We start from the raw sequence: 17916 nt of genomic DNA, 5'->3' as shown, positions 1-17916 counted from the left end.
TGCACATCGCTCGGATCAGGCCCCGGGCCCACCTCACCATCCTCGACTGGCGGGGGTGCATCGACGTGGCCACGGCAGTCCTCGACCGGTTGGTCGACAACGCCGTCCGCCACGGAGTGACGCCGGGCTCTGCCGATCAGAGTCTCGCGGTTCGGCTCCGGGTGGCCGAGTCCGAGCGTCTCCTCCTGGACGTTGAGGACCCGAGCCCGTTGTTCAGGGACTTTGAAGCAGCGCTCCGGGGCGAGCAGGGACGGGGGCTCTGGGAAACTCGGCGCTTCGGCGCCGAAGTCGCGTGGTTTCTCCGCACGGGCGCTGTCGGCAAGACCGTCCGGGCGGCGTTGCTCGCGAAGGTGGGGCAACCGTGACCGCACCTGCGTTCGACGTTCACGAGACAATGACTCGGCTGGTGGAGCTGGCCGATTCCCTGTGCGAACCAGCAGCAGACATGCAGGATCTCGCGGCCCTCATCCGCAATCTGCTCGACGTCAGCGCACGCCGGGATACGCGCGTACGACTCGGCGGCACCCTGTTCGACGTCGTGATCACAGGCGGCGGATACCAGGCACGCGCGGCCCTCGCTGCAATGGACGAGATCCAAGGCGGGTGCGGTCCGGTCATCGAGGACCCTGACAGCGGATGGCTCTACTGGCTGGTCCCGCCCGGTACCTGCGGCCGGTGGGAGCCTTACGAGTTCGGCGTGTGCCTCGGCTCACCGCACACGATCACTTTGCCATCCCTCGACCGCAAGGCCCCGCCAGGTCCTTACTGGCTGCGGCCACCCGCGAGTGATCGGCTGGTCCCCACACAGCCGCTGCGAGATGTCCTGGCGTACTACCGTCCGCAGCCCACACCGCACCGTGACCTCGCGGCGATGCTCGGCATCACCGCGCCTCCAGGCCCCGTGCCCGCCGGCGGATAGTTCCCCCGCGACGCTGGCGGCCACGGCCTAAGACCCCAAGCTGCCGCGGTTGACCTGAGCGCGCGGCGGCGTGGGGCCCCGGACCGGAGTCGTGCGCTGGCGCTTGTGCCTTTGCACCTTCAGTCAACTGCCGAGGAGACAACACATGACCGTCTACGTGGAGGAGCCGGGAATCTCATGGTGACAAATAGGCTCGAATGGCTACGCCATGCCGCGGGACTTCCGGGGGCTCGGAGAAGGCGCAGTAGCGCGGGGAGCAACTACGAGCGCAATGTACAGAGACTTCTCAACCCACCGCCCCCCACGCTTCGCGACCGTGCCCACCAGGTCTTGTTCCAGATGGGAGAGTTCTGGAGGCGTCACGTAACTCACCGCGAGTTGTACCGGCAACTGGACAGTCTGCGGGCCCTGGTTCAGGCCGGCCTTCCTCAGAAACGGGAAACGGTGGAGGACACCGCGCGCAGCCTTCGGCGAATCATGGACGACCTCGAAGCTGAGCAGCGGTCCGGCTCGTCCTAGCCACCACAGTGCGGTTCGGCAGTCCTACGACTGGTCGTCTCCTCCCCCGCGGCTGGAGCCTGCGCGGAGATGGCCCACCTCGTGGCTTCCTCTGCATCCGGCTGATGACCCCCGCGCCCGCCGGACACGCGTACGGGCCGGTTCCGGGATGAAGGCCGTCCCCCGGCGGCGTAGGGAGCCGTGGGTCCCGTGCCCGCAGGCGGTTCATTCCCCCGCGACGTCGGCGGGCACGGCAACAGCCCCGTTCCACCCACACACCCGCCCCTGGCCCGGCATGCTGGGCCACACATACAGGGAGAACCCGATGACCGTGCTGGACGAACGCCCCTCTGCCACGTTGCTCGATCACCTCTCGCTGGAAATCACCTCCCGCTGCCAGTTGACCTGCCCGTCCCAGTGCTATGCCGAGGCCGGACCGACCCGGGACCACGGCAGCATGACGGCCGACGACTGGCACCGGCTCATCGATGAGGCCGCCGCTCTCGGGACGAGCACCGTGACGTTCATCGGCGGCGAGCCCACCCTGCACCCGCAGTTCGCCTTGCTCGTCGAACACGCCCTGCGCGTCGGCCTGAACGTCCGGGTCCACTCCAACTTCTACAAGGTCCGCGCCGAGCACTGGCGCCTCTTCGAGGACCCGCGGGTGCGCGTGGCGACCACCTATCACAGCGATACCGCCGCCGAGCACGACGCGATCACCGGCCGGGACGGGTCCCACGCGGCGACGCGCGCATCCATCGTCGAGGCGGTACGCCGGGGCGTTAGGCTGCGGGTCGCCATCGTCGACCACGGCAACGGCCAGCGGGCACAGCAGGCCCGCGCCGAGATGGAGGCCCTCGGGGTCGCCGCCACCGTCGACAAGGTCCGCGCGGTCGGGCGCGCCTCCGGCGGCCTTCTGCCGTCCACGTCGTCGCTGTGCGGGCGGTGCGCCGTTGGCAAGGCTGCCGTTCTGCCTGACGGTCGGGTGGCTCCCTGCGAGATCGGCCGTTTCCTGGCGATGGGCAGTGTCCGGGAGGTGCCGCTCGCGTCGGTCCTGGCCAGCCCCGAGTGGGCGCAGGCGTGCGCGAGCGTCCCGGCTCGGGCTTCGGCGGACCCGTGCGGGCCGGACTGCGGCCCTTCGGACGACAGTTCGTCCGGGGGCGGCTCCTGTGGCCCGATGGGCTGACGGCGTTCGGGGACGAAGAAAGGGAGCGGACGTGGACTGGCAGATGCACGCGAGGCGGTTGGCCGACGAGGTCGACCGGCCCGGATCCCGCTGGGGGGCCGTCGTCGCCGACACCCCCCGGCACCTACTCGTGCCACGCTGGTACGAGCGGGACCAGAATGCTGGCGGCCGGGTGGTGCGCGACGGTGCGGCCGCCCCCGAAGCATGGCTCGCCGCCGCGTACAGCGACACCACGCTGGTGACGCGGATCGGGGCCCTGCACGCCGACGACGCCGAGCCCGGCACCGTCGTCACATCAGGGGTATCGACGTCGTCCTCGACGGAGCCGGGCCTGGTCATCGGGATGTACCGGCACGCGGAACTGGTCGACGGGTGCCGTACGTTGGTGACGACCGGCACGGGCTATGGCACCGCCCTGGCCTGCCAACGCCTCGGCTCCGATCTGGTGACGAGTGTCGACGTCGACCCGTACCTCGTCGCCTCCGCCACCGACCGGCTCGCTTCCATCGGGCTGCGCCCCGAGACCGCCGTCTGCGACCTCACCCAGGGGCCGCTGCCCGGTGAGTACGACCGGATCGTGTCCACCGTGTCCGTGCCGACCATCCCGGCCGCCTGGCTGAAAGCCTTGCGCCCCGGCGGCCGGCTGGTCACCACGATCACCGGCACCGGTCTGATCCTCTACGCCGACAAGACCCCGGACGGCGGCGCCCGCGGCAAGACCTCGTTCGAGCCAGCCTTCTTCATGTCCGCCCGCCAGGGCAACGACTACGAGGAGACCGTCCCGGACTCCGTCTGGGTGGAGGCGAAGCACGGCGGCGGAGAGGTGACCACCAGCCGCCACCTGCTCGTGTTCGTGCCGGAAGCATGGAGCATCCGCTCCATGCTCGAGCTCCACACCCCCGGCATCGAGCACCGCCACCGGTGGCACCCGGACCGGAGCCACACCGTCTGGATGACCCATCCCGACGGCTCGTGGGCCCGCGCCCACGCCACCGCCCCCCGCGAAGCTGCCACCGTGTACCAGGGCGGCCCCCGCCGCCTGTGGGACCCCCTGGAGGACATCCTCGACCGCCTCAACTGGCTCGGGGAACTGCCCGTGTACGGCGCCCGGGTCAGCATCACCCCGAACGGCGAAACCACCCTGTCTCGCGGCGGGTGGTCGGCGACGCTGTAGTACGCACCGACCTCGTCAGCAGGCACTCAGGTTCGCAGCCATGACCGCGCTACGGGAGTGACTGCCGCCCGCCAGCACGATCTCCGTGACCCACGCCAGCGCGGGACGCAACGCCTCAGGCGATGCGTGCACTGGCTGGGATTACGCCGAAGCCGGTATCACCTTCCGCGGTCGCTCAACCCATCCGCGTGCTGCTCGCCCCTGGGCACCCCGCTCCCGGTGTAGTGCCCACGGGGCAGTGGTCGGGAGATGAGGTGTCCCCCTCCTCATACGCGTACGCCGCCGTCATCACCACCGACACGCAGGGATGCGGCACATGACCACGGACGCCGCCCACGCCCAGGCGCCGAGATGTTGAAGGGTCACACACCGGTCAGCGCTGTCCCGCTGTCCGCCCAACTCCACGGCTCGCACAGGATGAAGGCCCACATGAGCCTGAACAGTACCTATTGGATGAAATACGTCATTGGCGTTGCACAAAAGGCTCCGCAGCCAGGTCGACGGGTCGGCGTTGCGCTCGTTTCTGAGCACGACGAGTTGATTAGCTCCGCCTTCGAGGGTGAAGTACGCGGTGCATCTTGGTATCGCGTTCTACGGCGCAGGGTTCAAGAACTCAGGACGTCGAGCGCGCACAGCGCCTATCTGACGATCAACACCCTGTCGGCGGCCGGGTCGTTCGAACTGGCCGCGCTCTTGAACGACGTGCGGATCGACAAGGTGTACATCGGCCTGCCGGACCCCGCGCTGACCAGCTACCTCGATGGCGATCCAGCCACCGAGCGAGGACATGTACTCCGCTTCCCCGACGATTTGCAGCGCGAGATCCTGGAGCAGAACCGAGACCTCTACGCGGCGAGCGGGCAAAGCATCGAGTGCAACCCCCACTACTCCACACATCGCATCAGTGAAGCCGTGTCCACTGAGCTGAGATCGAAGGGATTCGCGCTGTCCAGGAGTGATGTCAACGCGCACAGGGGGAGGGTTGCGCTGGCCTCTCTCATCCGCCAGAGGTACGGGACAGAGTACAAAGAGGCTGACAGCGCCGTAGGCGACGCACTGGCCGCAGCGTTCGACGCGAAGTACGGCACCTATGACTACGCGTACGACGCTCGGACCACCAACGCGGGGTGGGCCGACGACTTCATGTCGGTCTACAGAAGGTCGTCCACGCGGCTTCTGTCTGCCGTCAACATCCTCAACGTCGGCGTCGGCGCCGGCCACGAAGCAGCAGTTCTCTTTTCAGACTGCCCGCAGATCACCTTCGCCGACATCGCGCAAAGCGGCCTTGCAAACATAAGCGGACGCATTCCGCAGTCGAGAACTGTCGTCTCCAGCGCCGAGGACCTGTCCGTCCTACCGGAGAAAAGTTTCGATCTTTATGTGTCATTAAGGACGTACAACTCGTCGTTCTTCGACACGTCTGCGGCGGCCGTGCAAGCGCACAGAGTACTGAAGCCTGGTGCGGTGATTATCGTCTCAGTGGCCAACGGATTTCTGTACACTCGGCGCGGCTGCGTCGTGCCGGGACTGATCATCCCCGGTACTGAATTCGTCGACCTCTACCGTGGGATGGACGCCGCCAATCGGATTGGCGCGGAGCTCGACGGCGCCGGTTTCAAAGATGTCCGGATGTTCCCAACAAGTACCGAGATTTATCTGTCGGCGGTCGCTGCCTGACGTTGCCACCGCCCTCCGGGCAGCCGTGGCTGCGGCGTCCCACCGGTTCCGCGGAGGATCGCAGACGGTCGGGGCGACGGGTCGGTCTGGAGCGACCAGCATGAAGGAAGGACTTCTGCCATGAACGGGCGAAAGACCGTTGCCGATCGGATCCTGCAGTTCAACGAGGAACTCGCGGAGACCACGCTTGAACTGCCACGCGGATTCGCGGTCATCAACCCGTTCAGCGGCCCCCAGAAGGAGCGCGTCCACGAGGTGACGACTGCGTTCTACCGCAAGTACTACGACGACGACAGGCCGCGCCGTCTGGTGCTGGGGAGTTCGCCCGCCCGACGGGGCACGGCCGTGACCGGGGTCCCGTTCGAAGACGCCGAGCTCCTCGAAAGCGACACAGGAGTCGACGTCGCCGACGGCTATGCGGTGAGTCGGCCCTCCGCCGGGTTCCTGCACGACGTCATCGCGAGCTACGGGGGCCGGACGAGGTTCTACGCAGACTTCGTCATGAGCTTTGTGTGCCCTCTCGGTCTGGTGAGAAGGAACGCCCAGGGGAGAGAGGTCAACTGCAACTTCTACGAGAATAGGAAGCTACTGGAGCTTTTGCATGCGTTCCTCGTGGATTCCCTGGAACGTCAGGTGGAATTTGGAACCGACACCTCGGTGTGCTACTGCATCGGCAGTGGCGAGAACTTCAAATTCCTCTCGAAGGTGAACGAGGTCCAGCGCTTTTTCAGGAAGATCATGCCCTTGGAGCACCCGCGTTTCATCACGCAATACAACGCGGCGAGGAAAGAGGAATTCGCCGAGAAGTACCTCAGTGCTCTGCGCGGAGAAGGCGACTGACTGTGCCGCTCTCCGCAGCGCCTACCTCGGCTGACTCCCCGCTGGCTGAGGGCTCTCAACGCGTCGGATCGAGAAGAAGGAGAACAGCACAGTGGTGACAGAGGGCAGGGTCCTGGTCCACTTCGGCTCGGAGCGCGTCAGTGTCTATCGTCTCCAGAGCGGCGAGCTGCAGCTGCTTACGAGGGAGCGGCTTCCGTTTGGAGCCGGCCTCGACGGTGAGGCGCTGGCGGACAGTGTCGGCGGGTTCTGCGCCGGGCTCAAGGAGTTCACCGAGGCCGTGGACAACAAGGGCACGCGGGTGCACGCCACCGGAGTCTTCCAGCAACTCGCGCAGCCGGAAGCGGCCGCGCTGGTCAACAGCTTCTACGTCGACACGGGCCTCTACTTCAACATCGTGGGGCCCGAGCTGGAGCGGTTCTACCTGGACACGGGCCTGTCCGCATGCGGTTCGAACGACATGGTGGAAGGTCTGATCCGGCAGGAGTTTCGGACTGCAGTCGTCTGCGGCAGCTTCCAGCAGTCCCTGGGGCATATCGAGGGCACCATCACCCAGCTGCGCGAATCCGGCACCGAGGTGCTCAGCCCCCGCAGCACCAGGATCAAGCCGGAAACCGAGGGCACGGATTTCATCCTCTTCGACTACCAGGACTTGCTGAAGAACGAGCGCGACACGTGGCGGCACAAGTTCGTGCACATGGACGCGTTCCGGCGAGCCGACGCTGTCGTCGTGTGCAACCCGGGCGGTCGCGTGGGAAGCGGCACCGTCTTCGAGCTCGGCTTCATGTCGGCGCTCGGCAAGAGGGTCATCTTCACGGAGGAGCCCCTGGGTGTGTCTGTCTCTTTCCCCTGCGAGGTGGGCCTGGGCGCCTGAGCCCAACCCCTCGAGGACTGCCGCACCGCTCCGTTCCCGCATCTTCGCCCGGATCGCGTCTCGGTGAACGGCGCAGTCCCCGGAAGCGGGTTGCCTGCTCGTCCTCTCTGTCCACCCCCGATCCCGCTCGGCTACGAAGATTCGGAAAGGACTCCCGCCGGTGGAACACATCGACATTGCGCGCGACAGGCTGCGAGAGATCGTGGCGTCTGTCCTTGAGGTGGAGAAGGAAGCCATCGAGCCTGGTGCCCAGTTCTATGAGGAACTCGGCATGACCTCCTTGGAGAAGGGCGAGGTCGTGGCCGCGGTCGAGCGCGAGTTCGGAGCCCTGTCCGCGCAGGAAGCGGCAGCCTTCACCAGCCTGGACGCCGCGGTGGTCGTGCTCGACGAGCGGGCAAGGAGCCTCCACCGTGTCGACCTGATCGCCCTCCTGGTGGCGGGCCATGTCGCCGCCGGCCGGGGTGACCGGGTCAGCTACCTCGACCCCCAGGCCGGGGAGATCACCTACGCGGTCCTCCTGGAGGCAGCCCGCGGATACGCGGGCGCCCTGCAGGCAGCAGGCGTGCCCGAGGGCGCCCGCGGGCTCCTGGTCGCCGATGACTCCGTGGCGACCGTGGTCGCCGTCCTCGGCCTGTGGTGGCACGGCTGCGTCCCCGTGGTGATCAGCCCGATGCTCACGGACGACGAAGTCCGCTACATCGCCGCCGACTGCGCCGCCGCGATGGTGCACCTGGACGCGGCCCCCGCGCGGCAACGCGCCCTGGAGGAGTTGTTCGCCACGACCACCCGGTTCACCGGCGCTGACGTCCTCGCCGCTCTGGCGACGGCCGAGGCCGGTCCCGCGCACCGCCCGCAGGAGGCCGGGACCTCGGCCGCGTGGAGCACGGGCCGTGAGGCGCTCTTGCAGTACACCTCCGGAAGCACCGGCATGCCCAAGGGGGTGCGGCACTCGGCGGGTGCGATCGCGGCCATGGCCGAGGGCATCGGCACGGTACTGGCGCTGACGCCCGAGGACACCGTGCTGTCCACCGCCCGGATGAGCTTCGGCTACGGCTTCGGCAACTCCGTCCTATGCCCCCTGGCGGCCGGCGCCCGCATCGCGCTCATCAGCGGCACCGTCGACGTCCACTCCCTCGCCGCCGCGCTGCAGCACCACCGGCCAACCGTCCTCTTCTCCGTCCCCCGGCTGTACGCGGCGCTGTTGAACGCTCCCGGGACGGCGCTCGCCTCCGACGACGTCGACTTCGTGCGGCTGTGCGTGGCGGCGGGCGAGAATCTGCCGGGTCCGCTCAGCGAGCGGATCCGCACCGCCTTCCAGGCCCAGTTACTCAACGGTCTCGGCGCGACCGAGGTGCTCTACATCGTCGTCGGCACACCGCCGAGGGAGGATCGGCCAGGGACCTTCGGGGTCCCGGTGCCCGGGGTCACCGCGACCGTCCGCGCCGCTGACGGCGCGCCCGTCGCCGACGGAAAGGAGGGCCGACTGCACATCGCAGGCCCGACCGTTGCCCTCGGCTACATCGGCCGGCCAGATGCCGCAGCGGTCACCTTCGCCGACGGCGGCGCCTACACCGGCGACGTGGTGCGCCGTGCGCCGGACGGCACGTTCACCCATCTGTGCCGCGCCGATGACCTGCTCAACCTGGGCGGCTACAAGGTCTATCCGCGTGAGATCGAGAGCGTCATCCGCTGCGTGGAAGGGGTCCAGGACTGCGTGGTGGTCGGCGGCCGCGATGCCGACGGCCTGGAGCAGGCCGTGGCGTACCTGGTGGCCCGGCCGGGATCCGACGAGGCCGTGGTACGGCGCGCGGTGACCGCCGCGATCCGTGGGGGCCTCGCCGCCTACAAGCGCCCCGCCCGTCTGGAGTTCCTCGACGAGCTCCCGACCACGTCGACCGGCAAGCTGGCCGCCAGCGAGCTGAGGAAGGCGGCTACCCGACCGTGACCTGGGACATCACGGGCATGGCCGCCATCGCGAACATCGGCGCCAGCCCCCAGGAGATCTTCGCCGCGCTGTGCGCAGGCCAGGAGAGCCGCAAGCCCCTGAAGGCGTTCGACCCGGACAAGTACCGGGCGGCCTACGCCTACGAGATCGACGACCGGCCCCAGGGCGGCGACATACCGCGGCGAGCCACTCGCTGGCTCACCGCTGTTGTCCGCCAGGCAGTCGCCGACGCGGGCCTGGGTGAGGATCTCTCCCATGTACCCGTGCTGGTCGGGACGACCATGCGCGAACAGCGCAGCCTCGAACTGTGGTGGCGCGACGACGCGGATGTCGCCCTTGAGGACCTGCACTTCGGCACCGCCCTGCAGGCGGCCTTCGGGGCGTCCACCACGTACACCTTCGCCAACGCCTGCTCCGCCTCGCTGTACGCGCTCGGCCTGACGACCGACATGGTCGAGGCTGGCATGGCTGACACGGTCGTCGTCGCGGGCACTGACGCCGCCACGGAGAGCGGCTTCGGCACGCTCGACCGGGTGCAGAACGGCATCCCCGACGCGCTGCGCCCCTTCGATGCCACGCACAGGGGCATGCTGATGGGGGAGGGCGCGGCGGCCGTCGTCGTCCAGCGCGCCGGCACCGGGAGCGGGCCCGTGCACGCCCGGGTGCGCGGTGTGTCCATGAACTGCGACGCCCACCACGCCACCGCGCCCGACCCCGACGGCGTTACCCGGACGGTGCTGGACGCCTACCGCAGAGCGGGGGTGCGGGCGAGCGACATCGACCTGGTGATGCTGCACGGCAGCGGCACCCCCCTCAACGACGCGACGGAGTCGAGCGTCCTGCGCCGCATCTTCGCCGGTGCCGGACCCGGTCCGCGGATGACCGCGATCAAGGCGATGACCGGCCACACCCTGGGTGGTTCGGGACTGCTCAGCCTCGTGATGGCGGTGCTCGCTATGAAGATCGGGACGGTACCCCCGGTCCTGGGACTCGCCGATCCGATCCCCGAGGCCACGGGGCTGGGCCTGGTGCAGGGCTCCCCCTCCTCCGGCGACCTGGCCATCGCGCAGATCGACGCGTTCGGCTTCGGAGGGATCAACGCCGTCGCGATCGTGGAGGCAGCCCGGTGAACGCGACGAGCACCGCGCACACGAGAAACCCGAGCGCCCGGGGAGTCGTCGTCACGGGCATCGGACTCGCGCTCCCGGGTGTCGCGACGTACGGCGACCTCCTCGGACCCCTGCCCGGCGAGGGCGGCTTCGACCCGGCAACCGGGCTCAGCGGACGCGAGCTGCGCCACAAGGACCGTGCGTCCCGGCTCGCCCTGCGGGCCGCCGAGTTCGCCCTCCACGACGGCGGTCTCACCGACGCCGACGCCGACGCCGACGCCACGTTCACGGGCGCGGCCGATGCGACCGCCGTCGTGGTCAGCACCAACATGGGCAACGCGGACAGCGTCTGCGCTGCCACCGACACGATCGCCAGGGAAGGCGTCAGGGGCCTCAGCCCGCTGGGTCTGCCCCAGACCTCCAGCAACGTCATCGCTGGCTGGGTGGCCATCCGCTACCGGCTGCGCGGCCCCAACGTGACCGTCTGCAACGGCGTCACGAGCGGTCTGGACGCCCTCGCCTGGGCCCGGAACCTCATCGTGGCCGGGCGCGCCGACGGGGCCGTCGTCGTCGGCGTCGAACCGGCCAACGCCGTGACGGAGAAGCTGCTCGGCGAGCAGTCCACCGACGCGGCGGTCGCCGTCGTCCTCGAACCGGCGGACGCAGCCGCTTGTCGTGGCGCACGGCCTCGCGCCACGATCGCCGGGTACGCACGGGTCCGGGACCTTCCCGCCGCGCTGACCTGCGCCGGTGTGGCGGAGCAGGAAACCGTCGGACTGTGGCTCGGGGACGAGGCGGCTGCCGGGGCGGGCCGGCTGCTCGCAGCCACGCGCCGGATCGACCTGGAAGCCCAGCTGGGCCCGCTGTCCGGGGCACTGGGCGTCCTCCAGTGCGCCGCCGCAGCTGCCCACTTCGAGAGCAGCGCCACTGGGAACGTGCTCGCCACGGCCGGAGGCCCCCGCCACGACGCGGCCGCCGCCCTGCTGCTGACCCCTTCACCGACCACTCGTCCATCCACGCAGGAGCCGGGGGAACACCCATGACCAGTGCGACCGTGACCATGGAGGATCTCCGCGCCCTGATAGCCGGCGTACTGGAGATCGAGCCCGAGGAGATGACCGACGAGGCACTCTTCGCCGAAGAGCTCGACATCGACTCGCTGCTGATGCTCGAGATCTCCACCCGCGTGGAAACCGCGTACGGTCTCCCGGAGAACACCGTGGCCGTCAGCGGTGCCAGGACCCTCGCCGAGTTGCACGCCTTCGCCATCTCCAAGCGCGTCGGAGCAATTCCGGTCGGGCCGGTCATCCGCCCGAGGCCGCTGAGCGACCCGGCGGCGCGCCTGTTCCTGTTCCACCACGCCGGCGGCTCAAGTCTGCTCTACCGAGGCTGGGCGGAGCACTTCCCCCAGGACTGGGAACTCTGCCTCCTGGAGGCCCCCGGCCGAGGCCAGCTGCAGGCGCTGCCGCTGATCGACGACTGCGACCGGCTGGTCGACTACTTCCACACCGCCATCGCTCCCCTACTCGACCGGCCCTTCGGGTTCTTCGGCCACAGCCTGGGCGCCCTCATCGCCTACCAGCTCACCCGCCGACTCCACCATGAGGGGAGCCCGCTCCCCACCTGGCTGGGTGTGTCCGCCTATGGTGTCCCGCGAGTCGAGGCTGGCACCGACGACCGCCCTCACCTGATGTCCGACGACGAACTGCGCGGCTGGCTGCGGGACGTCGACGGCAGCACCCCGCAGCTCCTCGACAACGACGCCATCTGGCCCACGTTCGCCCCTGTGTTCCGCAGCGACTTCAGACTCCTGGACACCTGGGCGCCTCCCCACGAGTCCGAGCCGCTGCCCGTTCCCCTCTCGGTGTTCGGGGGCCGCCGCGACAAGCTGATCGGCGAGGAACGCCTGCTCTCTTGGCGCGCGTTCACCACGCGCTTCCGCGGACTCGAGATGTTCGAGGGCGACCACTTCTACGTGATGGACCACCGGCAGCCTCTCGCTGCCGCCATCACGGCCGCGATGCATTCCGCCGCTACATGAGCTCGCCTTCACCACCATGCCACCCGCTGGGTGACCAATCACAGAAGGGTGCCCGCGGATGACGCGGTAGCGGGCCCTCAGGCGTCCGGGTCGACTTCGGGGTGCGTGAATCGCACCGGCCTGCCCAGCTCCCGGGCGTAGGCGATCTCGGCCCGGGTGCTGTCTCCGATGTAGTCACCGACCACGAGCACCTCATCGGCGAGCCGGATCTTCGACCGGTGCAGCTCATCGAGTCGGATCTTCAGCACCTCAGCCTCGACAGGATCGGACCAGAGTTCGTGCGCAGACTTCAGATCGCAACCCGGCTTGACCACAATCCTCCCGGCCTTCGTCTCCCGCACATCGGCCTCGACCATCTCGGCCATGAAGCGAGTGGAGCCGCAGATCGCGACGATACGCGGGAAGCCCAGCTGCCTCTTCGCATCGGCGAGCATCTCCTCGGGGGTGATCACTTGCGGGGACGACACGTGTTCCTCCTGGTGGTGCGGCCCGAGGGGTACCTGCGGAGACTAGAACGAAGGCGTCCAAGATCACCTTCTGGTGAACGGCGTGGACACCCGCGCGCCCGCACTCTATGCGACGAGCACCCCCACCTGGTGCCGCGCCGCCCGCCAGCCGGCTCTACGCCCCGCCCACGCAATGCCGAACCGGTCGCCCTCGCCACGAAGAGCCGGTGGCGGTCACCGCGCTCAACGCCTCGATCAGCCGATACACGGGGCACGGCGCCGTGGAGCCGCTCGGTCGGACGGTCCCCCCGGCAGCTGGTGGTGCCGGGGTCGGGCTCGGGTACTGCCAACACCCGAACGAGGGTGGCGCAAGCAGATGACCGCATTGACGGAGCGCTGTCCGCCGGCGACCTTGCGGCCCCGCGCCGCGTGCGGCGCGGCCCGCCACAGCTGGCGGCCGCGGTTCAGGCCCGCGTCCTGATCGACCCGACCACCTTCCGCCCGCTCAGCATCCGAGCCCCTCGCTGCGCTTCGATGAGGAGACCATGTCCACCGCATCTCACCAGCCCGCCACCAACCCTGTCGCTGTGCCTTCCCCGCTCGGCCGCACCACAGAGGGGGAGCAGTTCAAGGCGGTCGCCGACACGCTGGTGCTCGCGTACGGGATGCACCCGGCAGGCATCACGCGTATTCCGGAGGGCACCGCGACGGACAACTACGCCGTCGTGGACCAGGCGGGCCGACGACACTTCGCCAAGGTCTACCGAACTCGGGAGCACTTGGATCTGGAGCGGGCGTCGGTCGAGCTGTCCGAGTACTGCGCCGACGGAGGTGTCGCGACGGCGCGGGCAACCCGCACGCGCGAGCACGAACTCATCGCGGCCGACGGCCTTCTGCCGATGTCTCTGTGGTCGTTCGTGCCCCACACCGCGACCGGCGAAGGCGGCCTGAGGGGTGCACGGTGGGCAGCCGTGGGCACTGCGTTGGGCCGCCTCCACCGTCGGCTCGCCGCTCACCCCGCGGCCGCACCCACCCTGAAACCTGGCGCCGCGGTGTGTGACGTGGCTACCGCACGAGACAGCTATGAGGGTCTGATTGCCGCGTTCCAGAGCAAGCCCAGGCTTGGGGAGTTCGAGGCATGGTCGCTGCAGGCGACGCGTGAACGGCAGGCTCTCTTCGGTGGCGTCGAGTGCATCCTTGCTTCGCTTCCACCGCTGACGGTCCAGATCCTGCACGGCGATCTGTCCGGTCCCAACGTCTTGTTGAAGGACGACGATTTCGCCGCGTTCGTGGACTTCCGGCCGCCCACACCCGGGTACCTCGCCTGGGAAATCGCTCGTCTGGGCTGTGACCCCAGCAGCGTGCTGACCAACGGTGCGGAGGGCTGGCTCACCGGATACACCGATCTCGCTCTGGCCTACCGGGATGCCAACCCCAAGGCGTCCGCGAACGACCTCGTGTCCTCGCTCCGTGTGGGCTGTGCAGCCGTGCTCTGCTCGACGTTTCCGTTCTCGGCACCAGTGAAGCGTCCGCACATCGTCGACGCCGCACTTGAGTCCTACGGCAGGGCACGGTACGAGGCCGATCTGATGCTGCTGGACCAGCTACCTGCCTTGGAGGAGGCCCTGCGTGACATTCTTCGCTGAGTTCATGACCCCGCAAGCCGCAGGCCCGGCCCTGACCGGCGGCCTCGGCGTCCTGCATCGGGGCCCGCACCCCCCCGCTCAGCAGACTGCCCAGCTCGACACGGTCAAGACCGTAGACGTCATGAGACTCACGCCGTCCATGCGGTGATCCGAAGCACCGGAACCCCCATACGGCACATGCGTTACGGACACCGGCGATTCGGTCAACCCCCGGCGCCTGACGGCCGCCCCAGGGCTGCGACCGCACCTTCGACCCCTTGCGATTCAAGGGCTCCAGCACGACCGGAATCGAGCACGTTCGATTCGTCGGCCGCCTCGTTATGCCGTGCACTGCCGAGCCACCCAGGTGCGGCACCAATCCCCAGGAGGGACGCAGGTGACTGTGACTGACACCTCGACTGCACACGCGGAGATGCCACCCCCTCCACCCCCTGCCGCCATCACCTTCGAGGGCAAGCACGCCCATAACCCGCTGGCAGAGGCCAGTTTCGCGGCGATGTGCAGGCGGCTCCCCTCGGTGATGCGGCACACCGCCCGCATGGCCTGGGCCGCGGCCATGGCCGACTGCCGCGTCCGCTATGCCCTGGCCGCCAAGCTTGTCAACGAGCTCGTCGAGGCCGCAGACGAGAAGCAGCTGTCTAAGACGATCGCCCGCTACGGGCGTGTCGATCTTCTCTGCATCGACGAGCTGGGCTATCTCGAGCTTGACCGGCGGGGCGCCGAGATGCTGTTCCAGGTTCTGGCCGAGAGGGAGGAGAAGAACAGCGTGGCCATCGCCTCGAACGAATCGTTCGGAAAAGCGCACATGTTCCGGCGGACCTGTGCCAGGTACTGCCGAAACTCCACAGGTTCAAGCGGAGGGCGAGATGCCTGTGGTCACCGCGTCGGGGATCAGCGGGTCGTGTCCCCTCATGTGGTGTAACGGGATCAAGGTGAAGAGCACAGGCCGCGGTCACAATCGGCCCGTCCGCGATCACCCCGTGCCTGATGGACAGTCAGTTTCGATGCCGGTAGCCGCGCACCTCATCTGACTGGCCTCGGGCTACATCGCGACCAAGAACGCGGCGGACGGCTCGCGGCCCATTCTGCTGACATGCCGTCAGAAAGCGGTGCGGCGGCCGCCCAGATCCGCGCCTTGACCAGGGGCTATGCGGAGATCGCTGTTACACCACTCGGCGGGACACCATCGATCAGCGCGATCAGCTGTTGAGACCAGCAATCCGACTGCTGAGTTGCGACCTCGGCTCCGCAGGCATCGCAGACGAGGTTGGGGCCGTCCAAGCCGTCCAGTCCGCAGCATCCGTTGAGACGCCCAGGGCTTGGGTGTCTGGCCATCCCCGAGACGTCGTCGGGATTGAGGACGAACACGCCGGTGTGAGGGCTGATCGCATACGACCCGCGCGGCATCAACGGTGGCAGGAACCTGTGCCCCGGGGCTTCCTCTGTCACCGGAGGCGGCATCGCCACTTTCCGGAGGTCGGGGCTGATTCGCTGCTGACAGGCAGTGCAGAAGAAGGCGGTCATGGCCGCAATTCTGTGTGTGTCGGCGTACAGGGTTGTCTCCCCGGCCAGGTACGAGCGACGCTCCCAGGCTGAGTAGCCGAGGGCCTTCAGGTCGTTGGGGTGGGCGTGGTGGGCGGCTGCGGTCCAGAAGTCGATGGGCGGGATCTCGCGGGCGCGGTGGTGCCGGCCGTGCTGGTCGAGGTAGTCGGCCAGCAGGTAGTGCGGCCCTCGCGGGCTGTGGGCTGGCCCGCCGGTGGGTGTAGCGCTCGCGGCGGGTCGGCGCTGGTTGCGGGGTCGGCCCATGTTGACGGGGGTGAGGATGCCAGGAATGCCGTTGCAGGGCTGGGTGGCGTAGGCGAGGGCTTTGGCCAGCCAGTCGCCTTCGAGGGCGTTGTCCTCGGCGTCGGTGAGGTAGCCGCGGGCGGCGTCGGCGAGCCAGTCCAACGGGATGTGAGGGCCGGCGCCCATGCGGCGGGCGTCCATCGCGGCGTGGATGAGGGCCCGTTCGGTGCTCCGTGCCTTGCTGTAGCGGGCCATGAGAACGGGCACTCCGGCCAGATACTGGGTGATCTGCGCATGGTCCGCGCGCTGGACGGCCTCCGTGAGCCGGGGGTCGGCCTCGGCCGTGGTGTCGAGTGCGGCTATGTTGGCGCGGCTGAACGAGTCCGGCACGTCAATCTCGTGCCCGACCAGGAGATCCCGTGCCTGGGCATGCCGGTCCGGGTCGCTGCGGGTGGTCAGCGTGGCCCAGTGTTCGGGCCACAGGGTGGCCAGGACCAGCACCGGGGCCCGCGACGGGTCGTGCAGCAACTCCCGCAGGCCCGCCGCGACCTGCTCACCGAGCTGTTCCGGGCCCAGGTAGTGTTGCGCCTCGTTCAGCCACACCACCGTGTGCGGGGCGATGTCCGTCAGGCTGGCCAGGGCGGCATTGGGACGTGTGGGACTGAGGGGATGCCATAGCCGCCAGGGGGCAGGCAGCTCCCGGACCGCTTCCCACAGGGCACGGGTCTTGCCCGTGGACGATCCCTCGACGAGGACCGCGATCCCGCTTCGTCCCGCCACGGCGGCATCGACCACCGCCTTCAGGCATGCGTCGTGCTCTCGCACAAGGTAGGCGGGCAGGACGCCGAACCGGTCACGGGCACCATCGGTGTCCAAGGACGGGTGGATTTCCAGGTCGTCCAGGACCAGCTGATCGGAACCGCGGAAACCGCTGATCAGCCGCCCCGCACCCTGCGCCATCCGTGCCTGCACCCACAGTTCACGCACCCGCCCGGCCAGGTCCGGTTCACCCCAGGCGGCCCGGCGGGCCAGGACAGTGGCCACGGCCACCACGTCAGCCTGGCTGGGCGGCAGAGATGGGGCGCTGACGACGCGGCCGACGGTGTCCCGGCTGGGTGACCCCGCCAGGCCGTCATCGGCTGCAACGTCCTCGGCGATCTCATCCAGGCTGGGCGCGCCTGCCGCCAGGTACACCTCGTACAACAGGTCCTTCAGATCCCGCAGCGCACGCGGCCACCCCACCTGAGGCCGCCTCAACCCCCGCGGCGCCCGCCTCGCGCTCTCCCCAGCCGACCCATACCCCAGGCCGCCCCCCGTGTCGCCATTCATCGCACCATCCTCCCCGAACCCCGCCTCCCCGGATGGCATGAGCAGGAGCAATTCCCGTAACGGCTGACGACTCGTCGCAACTGGGAGTTGTTCACTCCAGGGGCCCCAGCGTGGACAGCAGGCCGGCCATCTTCCCACTCGCCCACCACCATCCCGTGGAGGACCCCCAATGTCACGCACACGCCTGACCCGCCGTGAGCGCCTCACCCTGGCCGGAGCAGCTCTGCGCGGACTCCGTGGCCCACTCCAGATACGTCAGCAGCCCTTCGAAGGCGCTGCCGTACGGCCGTTGCAGGTTCATCGCCGTGGTGTGGACGCCGCTGAGCGCCTGCCGGATGTTCTTCCGGTCTGCGCCGGGGCGCGGTGTGATGAGCATGCGGTGATCCTGCCAGCGCGGCCCGCTGGTGCGCCTTCGGTTTCCGAGGTCGCGGCCCTCTCTCTGCAGACCCG

General features: G+C 68.8%; 16 protein-coding genes and 1 pseudogene. 14 read left to right on the top strand and 3 right to left on the bottom strand.

Translation table 11 applies throughout. The features are described 5' to 3' along the window. Nucleotides 1-65 precede the first annotated feature (65 nt). The 11 genes from V1460_RS25035 to V1460_RS24985 all read left to right on the top strand — a co-directional run bounded on the left by V1460_RS25035 (nucleotide 66) and on the right by V1460_RS24985 (nucleotide 12260). Entirely contained in the window at nucleotides 66-365 is a 300-nt protein-coding gene (locus tag V1460_RS25035; RefSeq protein WP_338675860.1) for a hypothetical protein, read from the top strand. Continuing rightward, entirely contained in the window at nucleotides 362-919 is a 558-nt protein-coding gene (locus V1460_RS25030; RefSeq protein WP_338675859.1) for a hypothetical protein, read from the top strand. The genes V1460_RS25035 and V1460_RS25030 overlap by 4 nt, the downstream gene beginning before the upstream one ends. A gap of 823 nt (nucleotides 920-1742) precedes the next feature. Beyond that, nucleotides 1743-2603 carry a radical SAM protein gene (locus tag V1460_RS25025; RefSeq protein ID WP_338675858.1) on the top strand — a complete coding sequence of 287 codons (861 nt, stop codon included), beginning with the start codon at nucleotides 1743-1745 and terminating at the stop codon, nucleotides 2601-2603. Between the two features lie 31 nt (nucleotides 2604-2634). Beyond that, nucleotides 2635-3777: a protein-L-isoaspartate(D-aspartate) O-methyltransferase gene (locus V1460_RS25020; protein WP_338675857.1), complete on the top strand. Its 1143-nt coding sequence runs from the start codon at nucleotides 2635-2637 to the stop codon at nucleotides 3775-3777. A 429-nt stretch (nucleotides 3778-4206) separates the two neighbouring features. Then, the gene (locus V1460_RS25015) at nucleotides 4207-5454 is read left to right on the top strand and encodes a methyltransferase domain-containing protein (RefSeq protein WP_338675856.1); all 1248 of its coding nucleotides are present in this window, start codon (nucleotides 4207-4209) and stop codon (nucleotides 5452-5454) included. Between the two features lie 120 nt (nucleotides 5455-5574). Then, nucleotides 5575-6294 (top strand): uracil-DNA glycosylase family protein, encoded by a 720-nt coding sequence (locus V1460_RS25010; protein WP_338675855.1) that lies wholly within the window; start codon nucleotides 5575-5577, stop codon nucleotides 6292-6294. Between the two features lie 94 nt (nucleotides 6295-6388). Continuing rightward, nucleotides 6389-7165: a nucleoside 2-deoxyribosyltransferase gene (locus tag V1460_RS25005; RefSeq protein WP_338675854.1), complete on the top strand. Its 777-nt coding sequence runs from the start codon at nucleotides 6389-6391 to the stop codon at nucleotides 7163-7165. Nucleotides 7166-7325: 160 nt separating this feature from the next. After that, the gene (locus tag V1460_RS25000; protein ID WP_338675853.1) at nucleotides 7326-9110 is read left to right on the top strand and encodes an AMP-binding protein; all 1785 of its coding nucleotides are present in this window, start codon (nucleotides 7326-7328) and stop codon (nucleotides 9108-9110) included. Next, a complete protein-coding gene (locus tag V1460_RS24995) occupies nucleotides 9107-10240 on the top strand; it encodes a beta-ketoacyl synthase N-terminal-like domain-containing protein (RefSeq protein ID WP_338675852.1) in 1134 nt (377 codons plus the stop codon). The genes V1460_RS25000 and V1460_RS24995 overlap by 4 nt, the downstream gene beginning before the upstream one ends. Further along, complete coding sequence (locus tag V1460_RS24990) at nucleotides 10237-11262, top strand: beta-ketoacyl synthase N-terminal-like domain-containing protein (protein ID WP_338675851.1); 1026 nt, start codon at nucleotides 10237-10239, stop codon at nucleotides 11260-11262. Before V1460_RS24995 ends, V1460_RS24990 begins: the two co-directional genes overlap by 4 nt. After that, the gene (locus V1460_RS24985) at nucleotides 11259-12260 is read left to right on the top strand and encodes a thioesterase domain-containing protein (protein ID WP_338675850.1); all 1002 of its coding nucleotides are present in this window, start codon (nucleotides 11259-11261) and stop codon (nucleotides 12258-12260) included. The genes V1460_RS24990 and V1460_RS24985 overlap by 4 nt, the downstream gene beginning before the upstream one ends. Nucleotides 12261-12337: 77 nt before the next feature. On the opposite strand, the gene V1460_RS24980 is transcribed toward V1460_RS24985, so the two are convergent. Next, complete coding sequence (locus V1460_RS24980; RefSeq protein ID WP_338675849.1) at nucleotides 12338-12727, bottom strand: hypothetical protein; 390 nt, start codon at nucleotides 12725-12727, stop codon at nucleotides 12338-12340. A gap of 524 nt (nucleotides 12728-13251) precedes the next feature. On the opposite strand from V1460_RS24980, the gene V1460_RS24975 reads away from it, so the two are divergent. The 3 genes and pseudogenes from V1460_RS24975 to V1460_RS24965 form a co-directional block, all read left to right on the top strand. Then, nucleotides 13252-14352, top strand: coding sequence for a phosphotransferase (locus V1460_RS24975; RefSeq protein WP_338675848.1), 1101 nt, complete (start codon nucleotides 13252-13254; stop codon nucleotides 14350-14352). After that, nucleotides 14336-14500, top strand: a complete 165-nt coding sequence (locus V1460_RS24970) for a hypothetical protein (RefSeq protein ID WP_338675847.1) — start codon at nucleotides 14336-14338, stop codon at nucleotides 14498-14500. Before V1460_RS24975 ends, V1460_RS24970 begins: the two co-directional genes overlap by 17 nt. A gap of 402 nt (nucleotides 14501-14902) precedes the next feature. Beyond that, nucleotides 14903-15274, top strand: a pseudogene (locus tag V1460_RS24965) (ATP-binding protein); the annotation flags it as partial. 224 nt (nucleotides 15275-15498) lie between these two features. On the opposite strand, the gene V1460_RS24960 reads toward V1460_RS24965, so the two are convergent. Continuing rightward, entirely contained in the window at nucleotides 15499-17379 is a 1881-nt protein-coding gene (locus V1460_RS24960) for a hypothetical protein (protein WP_338675846.1), read from the bottom strand. 259 nt (nucleotides 17380-17638) lie between these two features. Next, nucleotides 17639-17842: a hypothetical protein gene (locus tag V1460_RS24955; protein ID WP_338675845.1), complete on the bottom strand. Its 204-nt coding sequence runs from the start codon at nucleotides 17840-17842 to the stop codon at nucleotides 17639-17641. Nucleotides 17843-17916 lie beyond the last annotated feature (74 nt).

It is taken from the genome of Streptomyces sp. SCSIO 30461, from assembly GCF_037023745.1.
GTDB lineage: Bacteria > Actinomycetota > Actinomycetes > Streptomycetales > Streptomycetaceae > Streptomyces.
The sequence above is the reverse complement of the archived record's forward strand: the minus strand, read 5'-3'. Positions and strand labels throughout refer to the sequence as shown.